An 18,791-nucleotide genomic window follows, 5' to 3' on the forward strand; every position below is an offset into this window, starting at 1 on the left:
CGAGAATTTGAAAATAAAGAAGAACTGGAAAAAGTAGTCAATCAGCTTTTAAATGAAGGGGGATTGATTATTAAATGGAGTAGAAAACTTAAAAATAAGGGTAATGCTGTCAATGTAACTTAAATGCGTAAAAGCTTAGTAGCGGAACCGAGCAGAGTTCCAGTTGAACTCCATAAACCAACCTGATGAGTTTGGGCTAAAGGGTCTGCCGGAGTTTCATCCCATAACCCTAAAGAAGTTACCGAGAGATTGTCATTAGCGGTAAATGACCATCCCACCGTCATGTTCGTTGCATCAAAATTTCTGAACAGAGAACCACCCGTAAAGCTTTGTAAAGCAACGCTCGCTTGAGCTTGAGTCGGAAAAAATAAAAAAGGAATGACTAGAGTAGAAACGGCGGCTAAGTTTTTGAGCATTCTAACTTCTCTTTTTTGCTAAATATTTTAAGTGCGATCGCCACCCTCGCAGCCAGATCAAGCAACAGCCTAACCCAAACCCGCGAATAGCAGAACTATACACAGTCCCCCCCCATAACTGTATTAAAAGCTACAATTTAATAAATCTTTATATTTCCTTCTTAATCTCTATAAAGAAACCGCAGAACCGAATCGGTTGTGAACAGCCCACCCCTTTACGGAAGAGATGAACTAAGATTGTGAGTAGGTAGGACTAAGCAGCAATTTATCCAGTTCATTTAAGATGCGCTCTTGGCTGCGGGGCTGTAACCGTTTTAGATAACGCTCGGCTGGTTTTAAGATTATGTAACGCCACATCCTAACTCAGCCTTTAACTTTACTAAGGACTTGCCAGGATCGCGCCCTTCTAAATATTCCTGATAGGCTTTCTTTCCCACTTCAATTTCTTCAGATCGATCAATTACGATCAATGGAAAACACTATGGGGTAGAAGTAAGGGGAAGAGTATTTGATCATCTGTCTCCTCAAGGAATGAAACGAGAGGATTGGCTAAAGATTTTCATTGCCAAAGTGAAGAGTTTATAAGCTACAATGTGGGGACTATAGCTCGTCTAGTAATTCTGGTGAAACCGTCTATTTGTGATAGCATATAGTTAGACTTCGACCATTTGGGAGAGGCAAACTATGATAGATTATAATTTAGACGCGGCGCATAGCATTCTCTATATGCGACCTACATCTGCACTTGCGGCGGAAGATTTCATCAAGATTGCGGAGGCAGTGGATCCCCACATTGAAGCCACTGGTGGCCTTGCTGGCGTAATCATCGAAAATTTGGGTTTTAACTTCTAGTCTGGTTTCTGGTACAAACTACTACCTTTCTGGTAGCTACAGTGGTAATGTCTTCACCATCAGCACCGATGGTAGTAGCTTAGATGCACTGATTATTCAAGGTGCTGAGGCTGCTTTTTCAAGCAACGCTTCCTCGGTTCTTTTGGGATTGGTTAATAGTAATAATCTGGTGGCAGGTAACTTTATTTAACTTCATCGGGGAGATGAAGTGGACCCTGAGAGTGGGTTAGCAATGCGTAACCCACCGCCATGATTCTGGGCAGTGCCAAATTACTGTGTTAGAGTGATAAATACTAGGAATAATCGGTAAATCTTCCAAAGATATCTACTATTTTTGTGTAAAAGTAGTAGAAACTATGGGATTATCCTCAGAGGATTGGTCAGTCGAGAGAGAACCTAAATAATCACTCCACCATCTCTTGACAAATGACCTTAATTGTGCCTTACTATATCTCGCTCCATCCTGATATTTTTCTGAAGCTAGAAGGGTATATTAAGAAGGTAAGAGATTCCGATCAACGCTTATTGAGATCAACCTATTATGCTGATTTACTTTATTCACGGAGTGGCAACAAGAGATGCTAGTTATGCCAATAAATTAATCAAACTAATTGAAGAAGAATGTAAACGCAAAAATCGGACGATTCCCTACTGTTATGCAGGATTTTGGGGAAATGTTCTCAAAGGAACCGAAAAATTATGGCGAGATATCGAGCAAGAATTACAGACACAAAAACAGAAAAATATTAATTTTAACCCCGAGCAATCCTTTCGCTATCAAAATTTTAGAAAAGAGTATTTATCTTATTTTATTGGTGACGCATTTAGCTATTTAGGCAGCGATCGAGGAACCCAAATTCGCCGCATTATTGCCGATCAATTAATCGATCTTGTTCAAGCTCACCCCAGGGAAAGCGAATTACATATAGTCGCCCATTCTTGGGGTACTGTAATCCTTTGGGATCTGTTATTTTCCCAGCGTTTTGACCCTCAGGATCCCGCTCACGAAATTCGTGATCTTATCGGTAAAGAACGGGGCAAACTTTCCCTATCTACTGTAACAACAATGGGTTCACCGATCCCATTTTTAAATCTAACTCTAGGCATTGATACTAATCAAATTGAAAAATTTATTAGCCAGCATCAAGGCCGTCGTTTACTCTGGAATAATCTGATCAATTCCTCCGATATTATCGCTTATCCAATCCGTCCTCTTTTTGATTCCATAACCGATGTATCCAAGATGTTAATGAGCGATTATTATCTAGAAGCGACTGGCAATATTTTTGATTCTGTAGAAATTGCTGCCGTAGTCTTGAATTCCCTTAATGCTCATACCTATTACCTAGCATCAGATAAAGTGGCAAAAAATATCGTAGAGACAATTTATTTTAATCAGCAGGATTATAATCATGGCGATAGTTACAGTCATAACACTTGTGTTGATCTTGCCATAGAAAGAATAGCTAAAATATCTGGAGTGACTAAAGATCTGGTAAAAATGAAACCTTTAAAAGAAAAAATATTACTAGAAGGTAAATTCAAAGATGCCAGTGGTTATATTTATTTAAGCTCAGATTTATATCGTGTTCATCATGTTTATATACAGGACAATCATCAAAATATTGTATATGCTGTATATGTGGGCTGGATTCATGTAGAGGGATTGAAAAATTCTGTCACCGAAATCATCAGACAGCTATGTTATATCAACGATGAAGCAAAGAATAGCTAATAGCGTGATGTCTTGGACAATTTTTTAATTTTCGCTGCGCTATACTGCCATTATTGAGATTAAACCAGCATTTATGAGTCAATCCCCCCGCATTCTAGCACTGGATTTTGATGGTGTTCTTTGTGATGGCATGATCGAGTATTTTCAGATTAGCAAACGCACCTATGAAACCCTTTGGCCGGAAATAATTCCCGAGGATTTTTTCCCTAGTTTTTCGCAACTTCGTCCCGTTATCGAAACCGGTTGGGAAATGCCCTTACTGTTGCGATCGCTTGTTCTCGGTATTCCCGACGGGGAAGCTTTAAATAATTGGCCGTCAATTCGGCAAAATCTGCTAGAAAGGGAGAAAATAGCGAAAAAAGTTCTCTCAAATGCCCTCGATGGTCTTAGAGATCGATGGATTGAGTCGGATCTAGAGTCTTGGTTAGCCTTACATCAATTTTATCAACCCGCAATCGATCGCCTGGCCTCTTTTTTAGACTCGGATTTTTTGGTTTATATCATCACTACAAAAGAAAGCCGTTTTGTCAAGCAATTGTTACAAAAAGTAGCAATTAATTTTCCAGCAGCGAGATTAATTGGCAAGGAAATTAAACAGCCGAAATACCTGACTATTCAGCAAATACTAGCTGATTTACCAGAATCTCCCGCTAATTTGTGGTTTGTCGAGGATCGTCTCGATGCGTTGGAATTAGTGGAGCAACAAGCCGATTTAAACGATGTGGGCTTATATTTAGCCGATTGGGGATATAATACGGCCCAAATGCGCCAAAAAGTTGCTCAAGATACCCGTATTAAGCTTTTATCCCTATCTCAATTTGCGGCAGACTTTACCCACTGGCAGAGTCGGTGACGAAAAATATTAAAACTTCGCCCATTACCCCATGAGCATTGTTAAGCTTTCTTTATACACTTGTACTAATTGTCAATTTCTTCTACAATGGTCATAGGTCGATATTTTAGAAATTTTGTGGATCTATGATTGACTGCCTGACTGTGGCTCGCTACTTTATTATCAGAGCTTACGAGGATGGTATGGACGCTGAAATGACTAATATGAAAGTCCAAAAGCTTTTATATTATGCACAGAGCTTGCATTTGGCCCTATACGATGAACCATTGTTTAAGGAGGAAATTCAAGCATGGCGTTACGGTCCGGTTTGTCCTGCTGCCTATAAGTTCTACAGTGATTTTGAGGCTGAACAATTACCAATTCCTCGCCAAGAATGCCTGTCTGGGCTGCCATCGGAGAAAAAAGAACTTTTAGCAGAAATTTGGCAATATTTCGGTAACTACCACGCCTATCGGTTGAGTGACATGACTCACGCGGAATTTCCCTGGAAAAAGGCTCGTAAAGGTCTGCCACCAGAAGAAAGTTCCACAGAGCCAATTCTCCTTGATGATATGAAAGCATTAGGTTATCAAAAGCTTGATTTGATAGAACAGGAACATCCGGCCTACAAAGCAGCCATGTCTGAAGTTTTGAAGGAGGTATTGGCGACGGAATCTTCTCATCCTATTGGGAAAGGAGAAGTGCATGACTGGCTCAATTCCCTTCTCGATTGAATCTTCTGACAACTTCGAGCGCTCTTTCAAAAAACTGGCAAAAGTTCACAAAAATAGCTTTGTTGAACTTATTACCAAAACTTTAGAGGATTTAATCGACGACCAATATCCCCATAACTCCCGCTAGGAACCTCTACCGGGGAAAATTCAGTTGCCGGAAGGCTGGACTTTTCACAAGCTCGATATCCGGGTTTCAAAAGGTGCTGCGGGGCAAATTAGATTAATGTATTTAGTGAGCGCGACTACCTACACAGTTAAACTGGTTTGGATTTACAGCCATGAGCAGTTTGTCAAACGTCCTGCTGATGCCGATTTAAAAGCTATTATCCGAGATATTCTGGATTTTTAGGCAGAAATCTACTTCTTGGTGGGTTACGACGAATATTACACTAAATCCGTTGAGTATAGGCTACCTATAAGGATAGGCAAAAGGAGAAATAGATAATCAGTCTTTAATAACCGGATTTAGTATTACACAGATAACTGATAACTGATGCTGCTATACTAAAAAGCGTAGTCGTTATGAGTTGCATTTACGGTTATGACTGTCGAGAATTTAGTCATTATTGGTTCGGGACCCGCGGGATATACGGCGGCGATTTATGCGGCGCGTGCGAACTTAAAACCCTTGATGTTTGAGGGTTTCCAAGCGGGAGGCATTCCGGGGGGACAATTGATGACCACCACAGAAGTAGAAAATTTCCCCGGTTTTCCCGAAGGAATCACCGGTCCGAAGCTGATGGAAAGAATGAAGGAACAGGCCGAAAGATGGGGGACCCAATGCTATACCGAAGATGTTATCTCGGTGGATTTAAGTCAGCGTCCTTTTGCCATTCGTTCCACCGACCGGGAAGTTAAGGCTAATAGTATTATTATCGCCACGGGAGCCACTGCCAAACGCTTAGGATTACCCAGCGAGGCCCAATTCTGGAGTAACGGCATTTCCGCTTGTGCTATCTGTGACGGTGCTACACCGATATTTAGAGAGGAAAACCTCGCTGTGATTGGTGGCGGTGACTCGGCGGCAGAAGAAGCCGTATATTTAACTAAATACGGCTCTCACGTCCATTTATTGATACGCGGGGAAGCGATGCGTGCCTCGAAAGCAATGCAGGACCGGGTGTTAAATAATCCGAAAGTTACCGTTCATTTTCACACCCAAGCAGTGGATGTGTTCGGTACAGGCAGTAAAATGGCAGGATTACGCATTAAAAACTCGCAAACGGGAGAAATCAGCGAATTAGCCGTTAGAGGGTTATTTTATGCCGTCGGTCACACTCCCAATACTTCCCTATTCCAAGGACAACTAGAATTAGACGAGGTGGGTTATGTGAAAGTCAAACCGGGGACTGTTGCTACCAGCGTCGAGGGGGTTTTTGCCGCCGGAGATGTGCAGGACCACGAATACCGTCAGGCAATCACTGCCGCAGGTACGGGGTGTATGGCGGCGTTATTGGCAGAAAGATGGTTATCGGAGCATAATTTAATCCAAGAATACCGTCAATCAGCCACTTCTGAACATTACGAGACAAAAACCGTTAGCGAAACCCCGGCCGATACGGAGGAAACTTTTGATATTCACAAAACCCGTCACGTTGGGGGTTATGCTCTGCGGAAATTATTCCACGATGGCGATCGCTTGTTAATGGTCAAATATGTTTCTCCCACCTGTGGCCCCTGTAAAACCCTGAAACCGATTTTAGATAAAGTGGTCGATGAGTACGATGGCAAAATTTATTTTGTGGAAATTGACATCGAAGCTGACCCAGAAATTGCCAAAATGGGTCAAGTAACCGGGACTCCCACGGTACAATTCTTTAAGGAGCGGGAATTAGTAAAAGAAATGCGCGGAGTCAAACAAAAAAGCGATTTTCGTCAAGTAATTGAGAGTTATCAATAATCAGTTATCAGTTATCAGTTATCAGTTATCAGATGTGAGTTTTGAGTTTACTGTTTACTGAAAAAGCTCCCCACACCCCACACCCCACACCCCACACCCTATGCTAGAGGCCTTACAATTTGATTTTATGCGCCATGCCATCGCCGCAGGAATATTAGTTAGTATTGCCTGTGGGATTGTTGGTACTTTGGTAGTAGTTAATCGCGTGGTTTTTATCAGTGGTGGAATCGCTCACGCTGCCTATGGAGGGATAGGAATCGGTTATTTTTTCGGGATTAATCCCCTGGTGGGGGCGATATTTTTTACCTTTTTTTCGGCTTTAGGCATGGGTTTTTTACAGCGTCGCATCCGGGAGAGAGCCGATACTTTAATCGGGGTTATGTGGGCGATTGGTATGGCGATTGGGGTAATTTTTATTGATTTAACCCCCGGTTATAAAGCTGATTTAATGAGTTATCTTTTCGGTAGTATTTTAACTGTACCGAGGGATGATTTATGGATAATGGCGGGCATAGATATATTAATTATCACCTTAGTTAGTATCTTTTATAAAGAGTTGTTAGCCATATCTTTTGATGAAACCTTTGCGATTATTCGCAATATTCCCGTGGAGATAATTTACTTAGGTTTAATGGGAATAACCGCTTTAACTATTGTCGCAGTAATGCAGGTGGTAGGATTAATTATGGTAATTGCTTTACTAACTATTCCCGCCGCTATCAGTGGACAATTTGTTAAAAATATGAAGGGAATGATGATCCTAGCGATTATTCTAGGAATTGTCTTTACTTTAGTTGGTTTGTGGTTATCCTATAGTTTAAATCTCACCTCGGGGGCGACAATTATTTTAGTGGCAGGATTGGGTTATTTAATCAGTCTTACTTGGAAACCTTTGATGCTCACTATCACCAGAAAAATATCTCATCTTTAAGTCTCTTCCCTAGTTGTGCTGATCAGAAAAAGTTATTTAGGGGAGGGTGAAGGCAATTCACCTCCATATTGCCCCACATTAGTTGTTCTCTAGAGGCCGATGGGATAGTCCCGCCAATTATAACCCTAAACGCTGCTTTTGGCGGGCTTTATAGGAGGCTAACAGCCAGATAGAGCCAGAAATCAAAGAAGGAGCAAGGACGAAAAAAGTGGCCATGGTCACGGGATGTTCCCGGCCCCACACCCAATAGATCATCACGGCAAAAATCAAGCCACAGTAAGCTAGTCCTAGAAAGGGGATGCCAATAACTAAAATGGCGAATCGAGTCTCTTTATCCATAAAATATCGGGATGGCAGCGAAAATTTAGCTGATGGGTTCCGTTTGTCCCTATCTTTAGTTATAATCTTCCTTCTGGGATTGCTTGCGGAAAAATAAGGTATTTTTTAGAATTAGGCGCTGATTATTGGGAGGCCTTCCTTGCCGAAACAAAGATTAGATTTATTATTAGTAGCCAAAAATCTCTGTGATTCCCGTCAACAGGCACAGCGATTAATTCGCGCTGGAGAGGTGAAAGTCAATCATCAAATCATCGATAAACCTGCCACAGAAATCGATCGGTCAGCGGCGATCGAGGTTAAGCAGAAACTGCCCTATTTGTCAAGGGGGGGCGAAAAATTAGCTAAGGCCTTAGAATTGTTTGCCATCGATGTCCGCGATCTCATTTGTTTAGATGGAGGCATTTCCACGGGGGGATTTACCGATTGTCTCTTGCAAAAAGGGGCAAAACGGGTTTATGGGGTTGATGTGGGTTATGGACAAGTGGCGTGGAGTTTACGGCAGGATGAACGGGTTATTTTACTAGAAAGAACTAATTTTCGCTATTTAACCCCAGAAAAGTTATACGGACAGGAAAAACCCGCCGATTTAGCAGTTATGGATCTGTCCTTTATTTCTTTGACCAAAGTTTTACCGACCCTGTGGACGCTATTAAATCCACCGCGAGAAGCGATTTTATTAGTCAAACCCCAATTCGAGGTGGGACGGGAAAAAGTCGGCAAAAAAGGGGTAGTTCGCGACCACCAAGACCAAGCGGGGGCTATTTTTCAGGTTTTACAGGCCGCCGAAGTCTTAGGATGGTTCTATCGGGGTTTAACTTGGTCTCCCATTACCGGACCTGCGGGTAATGTGGAGTATCTTCTCTGGTTATCCACCGATATCGGCCAAGTCAGTCCCAGTTTAGCAGCGATCGCAGAAATCACCCAAGCAGCGATCGAACAGTTTTAACCCCGGTGTTTTGTCAAGGAAGTGGGAAGTGGGGGAGATTTTCAGAAAACCCTTGACAAATGGCGAGACTTGCTTTATACTTTATGTATAATGGGAATCCGTGCGCCCATATATATAGGGTTTTTCAGGGAAGATAAGAGAGAAAAAAATAGACTCAAAAATCGGGTTGGGTAGGAAGAGGATAAAGGTATGAAGACGGAAATTTTCTCTCCCCGACAAGGATTAAACAAAGCATTTCTGAGAGTCAAACCGAATCTTTGTCAGGTAGAGAAGTTTCCAACCCACCCCCAGACAACTCTTGGGGAGATGGGGGATGTATTCTTACATACAAAAACGATGATCGGGGAGTTCAATATATCGGAAAATGGGAGAGATAACCCAAAAAAATCATTGTTAAATCATGTTAAGTCCCGTAGATACGATTAAAATTCTCGAAAATCATCCCGATCGCACTTTTCAAGCTGGTGAAGTTATTTTTGCCGATGGCACGGAGGGCGAGTTAATGTACGGTATTCTTAGCGGAGAAGTGGAGATGTATGTCAAGGGACAATTGATAGAAACTCTAGAAAAAGGGGATGTATTTGGAGCAGGAGCGCTCCTGCATGGGGATAAACTGCGAGAATCCACAGCTATTGCCAAAACTGATTGTAAATTAGCCTATCTCAATCAACCGCAGTTTTTATTTGCCGTGCAGGAAACTCCCATGTTTGCGATCGAAGTGTTAAGAAGTTATTCCGATCGCTTTCGCAAGTTGAAAAAAATCTTCACCAGTGAAGCATAGAGGAGCAAAGGAAAGCCATCCCCTGAAAACTATTGACCGAAAATCTCACCGATAGTTAAACGGGAACCATTGACCAAATCCCCACCAGAACGCGGTGATTTTCCCGATAATTGCACTTCTTTTAATAATAATAAACCCTCACCCGTCTGCACTACCGGCCCGAAATTTTTCCAGAGAGCCACGATCGATCCCACTTCTCCGCTTAGATGAGAAAGGTCTTTTGTCTGTAATTCTGGAGGAAGTTGACTAGGATCGTCTAGGGGAATAGTGGCCATCACTTTTAGGGGTTGTCCCCGGAAAGTGGTTAGCGCATGAGGATAAAAACCCCGGACTCGATCGTGAATTCTCCGGCCCGAATCTTGCCAGTTGATTAGATAGTCAGATTTTTGAATTAAAGGGGCATAGGTGGCATCGTCGTTATTTTGAGGAATTGGGGTAATTTCTGCTCGATCGAGCTTAGAGAGGGTTTCTAGGAGCAAATCCGCCCCCATTTGTCCTAGGGTTGCTCCCACCTGTTCGGCATTGTCAAAAAGAGCGATCGGGGTGTAGGCTTTCAGTAGCATCGGTCCGGTATCCATGCCCGCATCCATTAACATGGTGGTAATGCCGGTTTCTTTTTCTCCCCTAGCGATGCACCACTGCACGGGGGCTGCTCCCCGATATTTCGGTAAAATTGAGCCATGAACGTTAATACAGCCTAATCTCGGCATCTCTAGAATTTCTGGGGAGAGAATTTGTCCGTAGGCAACCACCACAAAGGCATCCACCCGCGATTGTCTGAGAAAATCTAAGGTTCGAGCGTTTTTTTTGACACTTTTGGGCTGCAAAACCGGTATTTGCTGTTCTATGGCTATTTGTTTCACCGGTGAGGGGATTAATTGATTGCCCCTTCCCCGGCGCTTGTCCGGTTGGGTAACGACGGCAATTACTTCTATATCGGGATTGGCTAATAATTTTTTTAGGGTGGGAACAGCAAAAGTCGGGGTTCCGAAAAAAACAATACGCATGGGAGGGGGGGGATTTTTCAGTTATCAGTGAGCAGTAATCAGTGAATGTCCACCGAGTTATTAACGGCTAACTATGCCAGACCATTGAATTTTTTTGGCTTTTTCCCGACGATAGGAGAAAAAATGATCCTCTTGTTGATAGGTACAAAAAGGAGCGATCGCAATTTGTTCATCCCTAATTCCTAACTGTTGTAGTTGATGATAAATCACCCGTCGCACGTCTAAGCGCACTTTCCCTTTTTCCTCGTCAGCAAATAAGGGGGAGGGGGACAGGTTCAATAAATTCGCCAGAATTTGGTCGGGATTGGTTTCTTGGGGGAATAAACTTAAACCCACTTCCGCGGCAACTTCTGCCTCTACTTGATACACTTCCCCGGCAATTGCCGGCCCCAGGGCCAGCACTAAGTTATCTAAACAACTACCGGAGTTTAATAACTGCTTTACTGCTTTGGGAACTATCCTTTTGGCCGTCCCTCTCCATCCAGAATGAATCGCCACCCCAACACCAGTAGAGCGATCGCCTATTAGTACGGGCGTACAATCAGCACTGGCCACCCAAATCCCTTGACCGGAAGCATCGGTGATAATTCCATCCGCTTCGACAATTTCCGGGTTAGTAATCCCTTGGGGATTTAATAGGCGATCGCCATGTACCTGTTTGACCCGATAAACCGGTACATTTGCCCCCAGAGCAGCCGTAAAAGCTTCCGGGGTTTGGGGGTAATAATGACGGGTAAAAAAGCCGTGGGACCAGTCCTCTAGGAGATTACAGGTAAGATAGGGCAATCCTTGCCATATTTGCCATTGCCACAGAGAAGTCTCGGTTAATCGGACATCGATCGCTACATTGGTCACAGTCTAAACCTCTCTTGCTGCATTAATACCTCGTTCTTTCCTATCCTAGTTCTGAGCTTGGCAAACGGCAACCGGAAGATTATTTATATCTCCGGTAAAAATCAAAAATTGTTGTTAGGGTTAGGAGTCAGTAGCCAGTAGTCTCCGATCAGAAAAATAGTAGAGGAGGAACAAGAGAGAGAGCTATCGATGAATTAACCAGATTATCGCCGAATGCTCCCCTAAAATCGGCTTCTTTAAACTTATTGTATAATTTGAGTAGAAATTTAGAAGCGTTATCGAAAAAAACACAGGAGGATAGGGAGTTTATTATGCGTTTAGCTCCACTTTACCAACAGGATAGGGAACAAGCGGTTCAGCAAGGTGAACAAAGAGGAGAAGCAAAGTTAGTCCTCCGTCAACTTCAGCGACGTTTCGGAGAAATACCCCAGAATCTTGAGGAAACCATCCGTAAACTTCCTGTGGAGCGCTTAGAAGACTTAGGACTCGCTTTATTAGACTTTAACACTTTGACGGATTTAGATAACTGGTTGCATCCGTGACGCGCTTTATTTGGGATAAATTTAGCAAAGACTTCTTAGAAACCCTTCTTTCTCCCTACGGTACAGTAGTTGTCAGCAAAGAAGTCACCTCAGAAATTAAAGAAATTGATGTGTATTTTAGTCCTAATATCTCTGAAATTCCCTCTCAGTTGGGACTATTAGGCAAATTATGCCAAAATCCCTGTTTATTGGAACCCTATCGCAATGGGATTACCCTTGATGGTATCAATGATTGTCTGTCCAAGCGCTTTGCTATTCGTGAAATCTTCCAGAGAGAAGCAAAGAGAAATAAACAGAGAATATCAGAGGAGGAGATACCTAAGTTATGGATTCTCACTCCCACAGCTAGTGAGCGCATTTTATCCCTGTTTACGGCTCAATTACAACCCAATTGGGGAGAAGGGGTTTATTTTCTCCCGGAGGGTTTAGGTACAGCTATTGTCGTCATTCATCAATTACCCGCAATCCCAGAGACATTATGGCTAAGATTATTGGGTAGAGGAGGAACAAGAGAGAGAGCAATTGACGAATTAACCAGATTATCGCCGAATGCTCCCCTAAAATCGGCTTCTTTAAACTTATTGTATAATCTGAGTAGAAATTTAGAAGCGTTATCGAAAAAAACACAGGAGGATAGGGAGTTTATTATGCGTTTAGCTCCACTTTACCAACAGGATAGAGAACAAGCGGTTCAAGAGGGACTGAAAAGAGGACTACAGCAAGGTGTACAGCAAGGTCTTGAACAGGGTAGAATTCAAGAAGCCAATCTTGTTATTAGACTTCTTCAACGACGTTTCGGGGAAATACCGCAAAATCTTGAGGAAACCATCCGTAACCTTCCTGTGGAGCGCTTAGAAGACTTAGGACTCGCTTTATTAGACTTTGACACTTTGACGGATTTAGATAACTGGTTGCATCCGTGAGCAATGGCGATCATCTCATTCATCCTTGATTATTCTATAGTTAAGGGGTCCACATCGATCGCCATACTTACCTTGGGTAAAACTAAGCTTTTCAAAGGACGCAAAATACCACCGATATCCGCCTTTTCTCCTGATAATTTTAACAGAATTTGCCAGCGATAACGGTTAGCCACGCGCATAATTGTTGCGGGTGCAGGTCCCAAAATATCCCAATCGGAACCCAAATTATTAACACATTCCTCTGCGACATTTTCGGCACTTTTCTGGACTGCTTCCCCATCTAAACCACTAAAGCGAATTAAGACTAAACTGCCGTAGGGAGGATAATTTAAACTCTCTCTGTGCATTAATTCCGTCTCGACAAAACCCTCATAATCGTGGGTTTGCACTGCTCTAATCACGGGATGTTCAGGGGTATAGGTTTGGATAATTACCTTTCCTTCTCTTTCTCCCCTTCCTGCTCTCCCTGCTACTTGGGTGAGGGTTTGAAAAGCGCGTTCGGAGGCGCGATAATCGGAGTGATAAAGTAAACCATCGGCAGCCATAATTCCCACTAGGGTAACTCGCTCGATATCTAATCCTTTGGTGAGCATTTGGGTTCCGACTAAGACATCGAATTCACCATCAGTAAATTGTTTTAATAGTTCCCGGGGAGCATTTTTATTGCGGGTGGTATCACTATCAAAACGCAAGCAGCGCAAATCAGGAAATTCTTTGGTTAATTCTTGGGTGACGCGCTGAGTGCCAGTACCGAAAAATTTTAGATAGGGAGAACCACATTCAGGACATTGTTTCGGATGAATGCGACCATAGTTGCAGTAGTGACAGCGTAGTAATTCTTCGGCTCCCGGGTCGGTGTGGTGGTAAGATAGGGAGACATCGCAGTGGGGACACTCTAGCACATAACCGCAACTTCGGCAAGATACAAAGGTACTATGTCCCCGGCGACTGACGAATAAAATTGCCTGTTCTCCCTTGTCGCGCAGGGTTTCCAGAGATGAACGCAGGGATTGACTAAACAGGGAACGATTGCCTCGTTGCAATTCCCGTCGCATATCGACGATTTCCACCCGCGGTAAGGGGCGATTTTGGATGCGATCGGGCAAAGATAGGTAAAGACTGGGATTAACTTGGGATTCTAGCCATGTTTCTAGGGATGGTGTGGCCGAGCCTAAAATTACGGGACAATGGTTTAATTGAGCGCGCCATTTAGCCACGGTACGCGCGTGATAGGTGGGGAGTAATTGGGTTTGTTTAAAGCTGCTATCGTGTTCTTCATCGAGGATAATCATGCCTAGGTGGGGTAAAGGGGCAAAAATCGCCGATCGCGTCCCGATAATGACTTGCGGGGTTCCTGTCAACATCTGTCGCCATGTATCGTATCTTTCTCCTTCCGAGAGGGCGCTATGATAAACGTAGACTCGATCGCCAAAACGGGCCACAAAGCGATCGGTTAGTTGCGGTGTTAATCCAATTTCGGGGACTAAAACCAAGGCAGATTTACCCGCTGCTAGGACAGGTGCGATCGCCTGTAGATAGACTTCTGTTTTACCCGATCCCGTCACTCCGTGTAAGAGGACGCTTTCACCACCTTTCAGGGTTTGAATGGCTTCTAGGGCTTGTTTTTGACTATAAGTGAGTGTTTTTGGTTGATCCCTGCTCATAATCGCCGAGGATAAGCGCAGAAATTCCCGGTCCTCAATCACCACATAACCCTTGTCAATTAGTGGTTTAAAATGTTTTGTCCCCGCGAGTTGTGCCAATTCTGGCAGCCACATTTCTCCCCCCTGATGACGGAGAATTTCGACAATTTTGCGCTGATTTTCAGTTAAATCAGCAGGAAAGTCGGTTATTAGCAGGGTAATGGCTTTTTTAAGCTTAATATTGGTACTTTTGGGTGCTTCTAGATAACTTTCCACCCAACCGCGCTTAACTAAGTCTCGAATACCGTAATTAGCATTTTTGGCTTTTTCTTGCAGGTATTTCGCCGAATAATCGCCTTCTTTTTGATTTTTTAGCAGGGATAAAATCTGACGGGAGAGGGGAGTACAAAAAACTTCCGCACCGGGGGGAATAGCTTCTGGTTTTAATCTGATGCGACGTTGGGAACTTCGCAGTAAACCCTTAGGTAAAGCGACGCGAACAACGGTGATTAAATCCGTCGCGTAGTATTGGGCGATTTTCGTCAATAACTGCCAATAATTATCGGGGAAAAAGCCCTTAGCAATCACATCTTCCACGGGACGAATTTGATTTTCTTCTAGTCCTGCGGGCAAATTTTCGAGAAATCTAAGAGCAATTCCCCCAATTACCTGAGAACCGAAAGGAACGCTTAAAATATCGCCAATTTCTACCGTTAAATCCGGGGGGACACTATAGGTTAATATTTGCTGATCCTCTTGACTATCTCTAGGATAAGGGCGATCAACCAAAACCTCTAACCACGGTTGCCCAGTTGTGGTTAATTGGTAAGGTGTGCGAGGTTCCGCTACAGTTAGAGTAGCACAGCGATCGAGCATGGTTATCAGTTATCAGTGGGAAGTGGCAAGTGGCAAGTGGCAAGTGGGGAGAATGAGGTATTTAAATTATAGTTTAAAGCTTGAGGGGAATAAAAATAGCTAATTTTCTCTAAAAACAGTTTAAATATTGCTTTTTTGCCCACAAATTTTGATTGTTAACTCTTGCAGTCTCCCCAAAAGAATTTTTGGCCACCCTTAAGCATTGATAAAGTTAATGATAATTATTGACTATTAGCTATTGAATCAAAGCATAGTTAGTCAAAACTTGAGAATAGTTCTCAATAAAAAAAGCGAAGAATAGTCATAAAAAGCTGACTGCTATCTTGATTGTTAAGAAGCGTGATCTTTACCTAGTCAAATACCAAAAACCTTAGTTAGAGTGTATGAGTAGAAACACAAAAAGTTCCTCCCATTCACCAGAAAATCTTATTGTCTGGTTCGGCGATTTGTAACCATCGACACAGAATCGCGCAATTGTATCCCAGAAATGGCCGCCATTAATTAAGAAAACGTTTAAAAAATCTGCTCCCCGAAAATTCAATGTAACAATCAGCCCATTGGGAGAAATTGAGTTTTTCCCTGCTATTATAATCCCACTCCATCCATAACTGCTTATGAAAATCTCTAAACTAGCCTCTGATGATAATTTTAATCAAATCATTGCCCTGGAGACAAATCCTTTAGAACTAGACAGCGTGGATTTTGCTGAAAGAACTGACGAAGATCTGACTGAACCTTTACCGGAAACCCTAAAAACCACTCGTAAGGGTAGTGGAACTGGATACGATAAAGGCAGCAATGAAGATACTGTTGGGGCATTTTTTAAAGAAATGGCGCGTTATCCCCTGCTTAATGCGGAAGAAGAAATTGAATTAGCCTACTCGGTTAAGTTTCTGATGGAAGCGGAAGAAGTGCGCCAAAAACTACAAGAAAATTTACATCGTCCCCCGACGAAAACGGAATGGGCAAGCGCTTTACAATTAGATAATGAACGTCAACTGGAAAACCGTCTTTATCGCGGACGAACAGCTAAACGGAAAATGATTCGTTCTAATTTGCGCTTAGTGGTTTCTATCGCTAAACGCTATTTAAATCGCGGGGTTCCTTTCTTAGATTTAATTCAAGAAGGTGCGATCGGACTCAACCGTGCGGCCGAAAAATTCGATCCCAATAAAGGTTATAAATTCTCTACCTATGCTTATTGGTGGATTCGACAAGCAATCACCCGCACCATTGCTAATGATGCGCGTACGATTCGTTTACCGATTCACATTGTCGAAAAACTCAATAAACTCAAAAAAGCGCAGCGCATTCTCAAGCAAGATTTACAGCGCAATCCCAATGAACGGGAACTCGCGGAAGCGTTGGAAACGACTCCCGAACAATTGCGGCAATTATTACAATTGCGTCGTCAATCTCTCTCTTTAAATCATCGTGTAGGGAAAGGAGAAGATACGGAATTAGTGGATCTGTTGGAAGATGATGATCTACAACTTCCCGAAGATAAAATGAATGAGATGATGATGCGTCAGGAAATTTTCGCAGTTTTAAGTGATGTTCTCACGGAACGGGAAAAAGATGTTATCTCCCTCCGTTATGGTTTAGCTACCAGTCAACCCTATACCCTAGAGGAAGTGGGGGGAATGTTCAATTTATCTCGCGAACGAGTACGTCAAATTCAAACTAAAGCAATGCGAAAATTACGTCGTCCTCAAGTTGCGCGTCGTCTGAAAGGATGGTTACATTAATAATTTTTTCTAACTCGTTCTCTCCTCTCTCCTTTTTCCTGGAGAGCTTTTTTTTGTCGATATTTAGCTTAAAATTAAGATAAAGTTGATTTTCTCAGTAGATGATCATAATACCTATGAACGTACATCTCCAACGGAAAGTGAAAACGGGAAAATATCAATCTCCAGAAAAAGTCATTGACTTTGCTTTGCAGTTACTCGATGAATACGAACAAATAACTGATGCGGAATGGAGAGAATATATTCGGCAAAAATAGATGAAGCTATTATTTTTTCTAGTTCTCAATAAAATCAAACTAATTCAATATGTCCAAAAATTCTTGGTTAATTCCCGATAATATTTATTTTCTCAACCATGGTTCCTATGGTGCAACCCCTAGAATAGTCTTGGATTATCAGCAACAATTGCGGGAACGAATGGAAAGGCAACCTTTAGCATTTTTGGGGAGAGAATTAGAGGGTTTATTAGATATTGCTAGGCAAAAATTAGCGGATTTAGTCAGCGTAAATAGCGATGATTTAGTCTTTGTTCCCAATGCAACCACAGCAGTGAATGCGGTATTAAATTCCTTAACTTTTCAGGAAAATGAGGAAATTCTGATCACCGATCAGACCTATAATGCTTGTACTAATGCAGTTAAACATATAGCTAAAAGATGGGGTTTAAAGGTAATTATCGCTAAAATTCCCTTTCCTGTGCAGTCCCCTTTAGAAATTAGTCAAGCAATTTTAGCATCAGTTTCTCCCCGGACAAAATTAGTAGTTTTAGATCATGTCACCAGTCCCACGGCCTTAATTTGGCCAATCGCAGAAATTGTGCAAGAATTAAATAATCGGGGCATTGATACTCTCATCGATGGCGCTCATGCTTTAGGTTTTTTACCCCTTAATATCGGGGCAATTAATCCCACCTATTATACTGCTAATTGTCATAAGTGGTTATGTAGTCCCAAGGGGGCTGCTTTTCTCTATGTGCGCGGGGATAAACAGGCAATAATTCGACCTTTAACTATTAGCCATGGAGCGAATTCCCCTCGACAAGATCGCTCCCGTTTTCAGTTAGAATTTGCTTGGATGGGAACCGATGATCCCACCGCTTATTTATCAGTGCCAAAAGCGATCGAGTTTTTAAATTCTCTCTCTATTGATGGTTTACTGGGTCTGATGGCGAGGAATCGTAATTTGGCTTTAAAAGCCAGAAATTTGCTTTGTCATGCCTTAGAGGTCAATTATCCCTGTCCAGAATCAATGATTGGAGCGATGTCCTCAATTCTGATTCCTAGTTATGCTTGGGGAGCAGAAGATTTATCTAGACAACTGTGGGAAAAATATCAGATTGAAGTGCCGATAATTCCTTGGGGAGAAGCATCATTAATTGTGAGGATTTCTGCTCACTACTATAATTCGATCGAGCAGTATGAATATTTAGCTGGGGTTTTGAATTACTTGCTATTTGGGCAAAGATAAGCTGGGAGTATTTCAGAGCCGCACGGACAGTTCTGGCTAGAGTCGAGGTATGGTATTATCGGCGTTGCGGGGAGCGGGGAGAAACAATCCATAACCGAGTTTTTAAAGTTGGATTGGGAGTTATTGACATCCTCGCCGCCGTAAAACGGACGGCGATTCCCAAACCTCACGATTTAGGTTTCTGCTTCTTTCCCTTGCGGGGTTCCGCACCTGCCTTAACAGATTTACTCTGTTCTGGTCTTATGGTCGCTCTACAGACTGACA

At 42.6% G+C, this 18,791-nt stretch carries 18 protein-coding genes and 3 pseudogenes; 16 read left to right on the plus strand and 5 right to left on the minus strand.

Annotation, left to right across the window (positions count from 1 at the left end; genetic code table 11):
• Positions 1-123: pseudogene (locus IM477_RS20605) on the plus strand (IS630 family transposase); the annotation flags it as partial.
• Here the strand turns inward: IM477_RS20605 and IM477_RS20610 are convergent.
• A complete protein-coding gene (locus tag IM477_RS20610; RefSeq protein WP_287733283.1) occupies positions 120-416 on the minus strand; it encodes a DUF4082 domain-containing protein in 297 nt (98 codons plus the stop codon). The pseudogene IM477_RS20605 and the gene IM477_RS20610 sit on opposite strands and share 4 nt — an antisense overlap.
• Positions 417-881: 465 nt before the next feature.
• Here IM477_RS20610 and IM477_RS20615 point away from each other — a divergent pair, with 465 nt between their 5' ends.
• The 8 genes and pseudogenes from IM477_RS20615 to IM477_RS20650 all read left to right on the plus strand — a co-directional run bounded on the left by IM477_RS20615 (position 882) and on the right by IM477_RS20650 (position 7,400).
• The gene (locus IM477_RS20615) at positions 882-1,001 is read left to right on the plus strand and encodes a papain fold toxin domain-containing protein (protein ID WP_287627692.1); all 120 of its coding nucleotides are present in this window, start codon (positions 882-884) and stop codon (positions 999-1,001) included.
• Positions 1,002-1,100: 99 nt separating this feature from the next.
• Positions 1,101-1,247 (plus strand): annotated as a pseudogene (locus IM477_RS20620) (STAS/SEC14 domain-containing protein); the annotation flags it as partial.
• A gap of 562 nt (positions 1,248-1,809) precedes the next feature.
• Positions 1,810-3,003, plus strand: a complete 1,194-nt coding sequence (locus IM477_RS20625; RefSeq protein WP_287733285.1) for a hypothetical protein — start codon at positions 1,810-1,812, stop codon at positions 3,001-3,003.
• 73 nt (positions 3,004-3,076) lie between these two features.
• Positions 3,077-3,856 (plus strand): HAD family hydrolase, encoded by a 780-nt coding sequence (locus IM477_RS20630; RefSeq protein ID WP_287733286.1) that lies wholly within the window; start codon positions 3,077-3,079, stop codon positions 3,854-3,856.
• Between the two features lie 125 nt (positions 3,857-3,981).
• On the plus strand, positions 3,982-4,569 hold the full coding sequence (locus IM477_RS20635; RefSeq protein ID WP_287733287.1) for a Panacea domain-containing protein: 588 nt from the start codon (positions 3,982-3,984) through the stop codon (positions 4,567-4,569).
• Between the two features lie 223 nt (positions 4,570-4,792).
• Positions 4,793-4,918, plus strand: coding sequence for a hypothetical protein (locus tag IM477_RS20640; RefSeq protein WP_287733288.1), 126 nt, complete (start codon positions 4,793-4,795; stop codon positions 4,916-4,918).
• A gap of 192 nt (positions 4,919-5,110) precedes the next feature.
• Positions 5,111-6,469: a thioredoxin-disulfide reductase gene (trxB, locus tag IM477_RS20645; protein WP_287733289.1), complete on the plus strand. Its 1,359-nt coding sequence runs from the start codon at positions 5,111-5,113 to the stop codon at positions 6,467-6,469.
• Positions 6,470-6,569: 100 nt separating this feature from the next.
• Positions 6,570-7,400 (plus strand): metal ABC transporter permease, encoded by an 831-nt coding sequence (locus IM477_RS20650; RefSeq protein WP_287733290.1) that lies wholly within the window; start codon positions 6,570-6,572, stop codon positions 7,398-7,400.
• Between the two features lie 117 nt (positions 7,401-7,517).
• Here the strand turns inward: IM477_RS20650 and IM477_RS20655 are convergent, their stop codons facing one another.
• Positions 7,518-7,739 carry a hypothetical protein gene (locus IM477_RS20655; RefSeq protein WP_002759686.1) on the minus strand — a complete coding sequence of 74 codons (222 nt, stop codon included), beginning with the start codon at positions 7,737-7,739 and terminating at the stop codon, positions 7,518-7,520.
• Positions 7,740-7,878: 139 nt separating this feature from the next.
• Here IM477_RS20655 and IM477_RS20660 point away from each other — a divergent pair, with 139 nt between their 5' ends.
• Complete coding sequence (locus tag IM477_RS20660; RefSeq protein ID WP_287733291.1) at positions 7,879-8,685, plus strand: TlyA family RNA methyltransferase; 807 nt, start codon at positions 7,879-7,881, stop codon at positions 8,683-8,685.
• A 400-nt stretch (positions 8,686-9,085) separates the two neighbouring features.
• Positions 9,086-9,466 carry a cyclic nucleotide-binding domain-containing protein gene (locus IM477_RS20665; RefSeq protein ID WP_287733292.1) on the plus strand — a complete coding sequence of 127 codons (381 nt, stop codon included), beginning with the start codon at positions 9,086-9,088 and terminating at the stop codon, positions 9,464-9,466.
• A 29-nt stretch (positions 9,467-9,495) separates the two neighbouring features.
• Here IM477_RS20665 and fmt read toward each other — a convergent pair whose 3' ends face one another.
• Positions 9,496-10,473 carry a methionyl-tRNA formyltransferase gene (fmt, locus tag IM477_RS20670; protein ID WP_287733293.1) on the minus strand — a complete coding sequence of 326 codons (978 nt, stop codon included), beginning with the start codon at positions 10,471-10,473 and terminating at the stop codon, positions 9,496-9,498.
• Between the two features lie 60 nt (positions 10,474-10,533).
• Positions 10,534-11,328, minus strand: a complete 795-nt coding sequence (pgeF, locus tag IM477_RS20675) for a peptidoglycan editing factor PgeF (protein WP_287733294.1) — start codon at positions 11,326-11,328, stop codon at positions 10,534-10,536.
• Positions 11,329-11,489: 161 nt separating this feature from the next.
• On the opposite strand from pgeF, the pseudogene IM477_RS23235 reads away from it, so the two are divergent.
• Together IM477_RS23235 and IM477_RS20685 are read left to right on the plus strand one after the other, a co-directional pair.
• Positions 11,490-11,870 (plus strand): annotated as a pseudogene (locus tag IM477_RS23235) (DUF4351 domain-containing protein); the annotation flags it as partial.
• On the plus strand, positions 11,867-12,793 hold the full coding sequence (locus IM477_RS20685; RefSeq protein ID WP_287733296.1) for a DUF4351 domain-containing protein: 927 nt from the start codon (positions 11,867-11,869) through the stop codon (positions 12,791-12,793). The pseudogene IM477_RS23235 and the gene IM477_RS20685, both read left to right, overlap by 4 nt.
• A 29-nt stretch (positions 12,794-12,822) precedes the next feature.
• Here the strand turns inward: IM477_RS20685 and priA are convergent, their stop codons facing one another.
• Entirely contained in the window at positions 12,823-15,312 is a 2,490-nt protein-coding gene (gene priA, locus IM477_RS20690; RefSeq protein WP_287733297.1) for a primosomal protein N', read from the minus strand.
• A gap of 614 nt (positions 15,313-15,926) precedes the next feature.
• Between priA and IM477_RS20695 the strand changes: the two genes are divergently transcribed.
• The 3 genes from IM477_RS20695 to IM477_RS20705 all read left to right on the plus strand — a co-directional run bounded on the left by IM477_RS20695 (position 15,927) and on the right by IM477_RS20705 (position 18,527).
• Entirely contained in the window at positions 15,927-17,060 is a 1,134-nt protein-coding gene (locus IM477_RS20695) for an RNA polymerase sigma factor, RpoD/SigA family (protein WP_190720354.1), read from the plus strand.
• A 116-nt stretch (positions 17,061-17,176) separates the two neighbouring features.
• A complete protein-coding gene (locus IM477_RS20700; protein ID WP_287733298.1) occupies positions 17,177-17,317 on the plus strand; it encodes a hypothetical protein in 141 nt (46 codons plus the stop codon).
• A 49-nt stretch (positions 17,318-17,366) separates the two neighbouring features.
• Entirely contained in the window at positions 17,367-18,527 is a 1,161-nt protein-coding gene (locus IM477_RS20705) for an aminotransferase class V-fold PLP-dependent enzyme (RefSeq protein ID WP_287733299.1), read from the plus strand.
• Positions 18,528-18,791 lie beyond the last annotated feature (264 nt).

Origin of the sequence: Microcystis sp. M090S1 (genome assembly GCF_020246295.1) — a bacterium.
Lineage (GTDB): Bacteria > Cyanobacteriota > Cyanobacteriia > Cyanobacteriales > Microcystaceae > Microcystis > Microcystis aeruginosa.

Coding starts and splice junctions, on each gene's coding strand:
- IM477_RS20610 (WP_287733283.1), bottom strand. CDS start 416: ATGCTCAAAAACTTAGCCGCCGTTTCTACTCTAGTCATTCCTTTTTTA.
- IM477_RS20625 (WP_287733285.1), top strand. CDS start 1,810: ATGCTGATTTACTTTATTCACGGAGTGGCAACAAGAGATGCTAGTTAT.
- IM477_RS20630 (WP_287733286.1), top strand. CDS start 3,077: ATGAGTCAATCCCCCCGCATTCTAGCACTGGATTTTGATGGTGTTCTT.
- IM477_RS20635 (WP_287733287.1), top strand. CDS start 3,982: ATGATTGACTGCCTGACTGTGGCTCGCTACTTTATTATCAGAGCTTAC.
- IM477_RS20640 (WP_287733288.1), top strand. CDS start 4,793: ATGTATTTAGTGAGCGCGACTACCTACACAGTTAAACTGGTTTGGATT.
- trxB (WP_287733289.1), top strand. CDS start 5,111: ATGACTGTCGAGAATTTAGTCATTATTGGTTCGGGACCCGCGGGATAT.
- IM477_RS20650 (WP_287733290.1), top strand. CDS start 6,570: ATGCTAGAGGCCTTACAATTTGATTTTATGCGCCATGCCATCGCCGCA.
- IM477_RS20655 (WP_002759686.1), bottom strand. CDS start 7,739: ATGGATAAAGAGACTCGATTCGCCATTTTAGTTATTGGCATCCCCTTT.
- IM477_RS20665 (WP_287733292.1), top strand. CDS start 9,086: ATGTTAAGTCCCGTAGATACGATTAAAATTCTCGAAAATCATCCCGAT.
- fmt (WP_287733293.1), bottom strand. CDS start 10,473: ATGCGTATTGTTTTTTTCGGAACCCCGACTTTTGCTGTTCCCACCCTA.
- priA (WP_287733297.1), bottom strand. CDS start 15,312: ATGCTCGATCGCTGTGCTACTCTAACTGTAGCGGAACCTCGCACACCT.
- IM477_RS20695 (WP_190720354.1), top strand. CDS start 15,927: ATGAAAATCTCTAAACTAGCCTCTGATGATAATTTTAATCAAATCATT.
- IM477_RS20700 (WP_287733298.1), top strand. CDS start 17,177: ATGAACGTACATCTCCAACGGAAAGTGAAAACGGGAAAATATCAATCT.
- IM477_RS20705 (WP_287733299.1), top strand. CDS start 17,367: ATGTCCAAAAATTCTTGGTTAATTCCCGATAATATTTATTTTCTCAAC.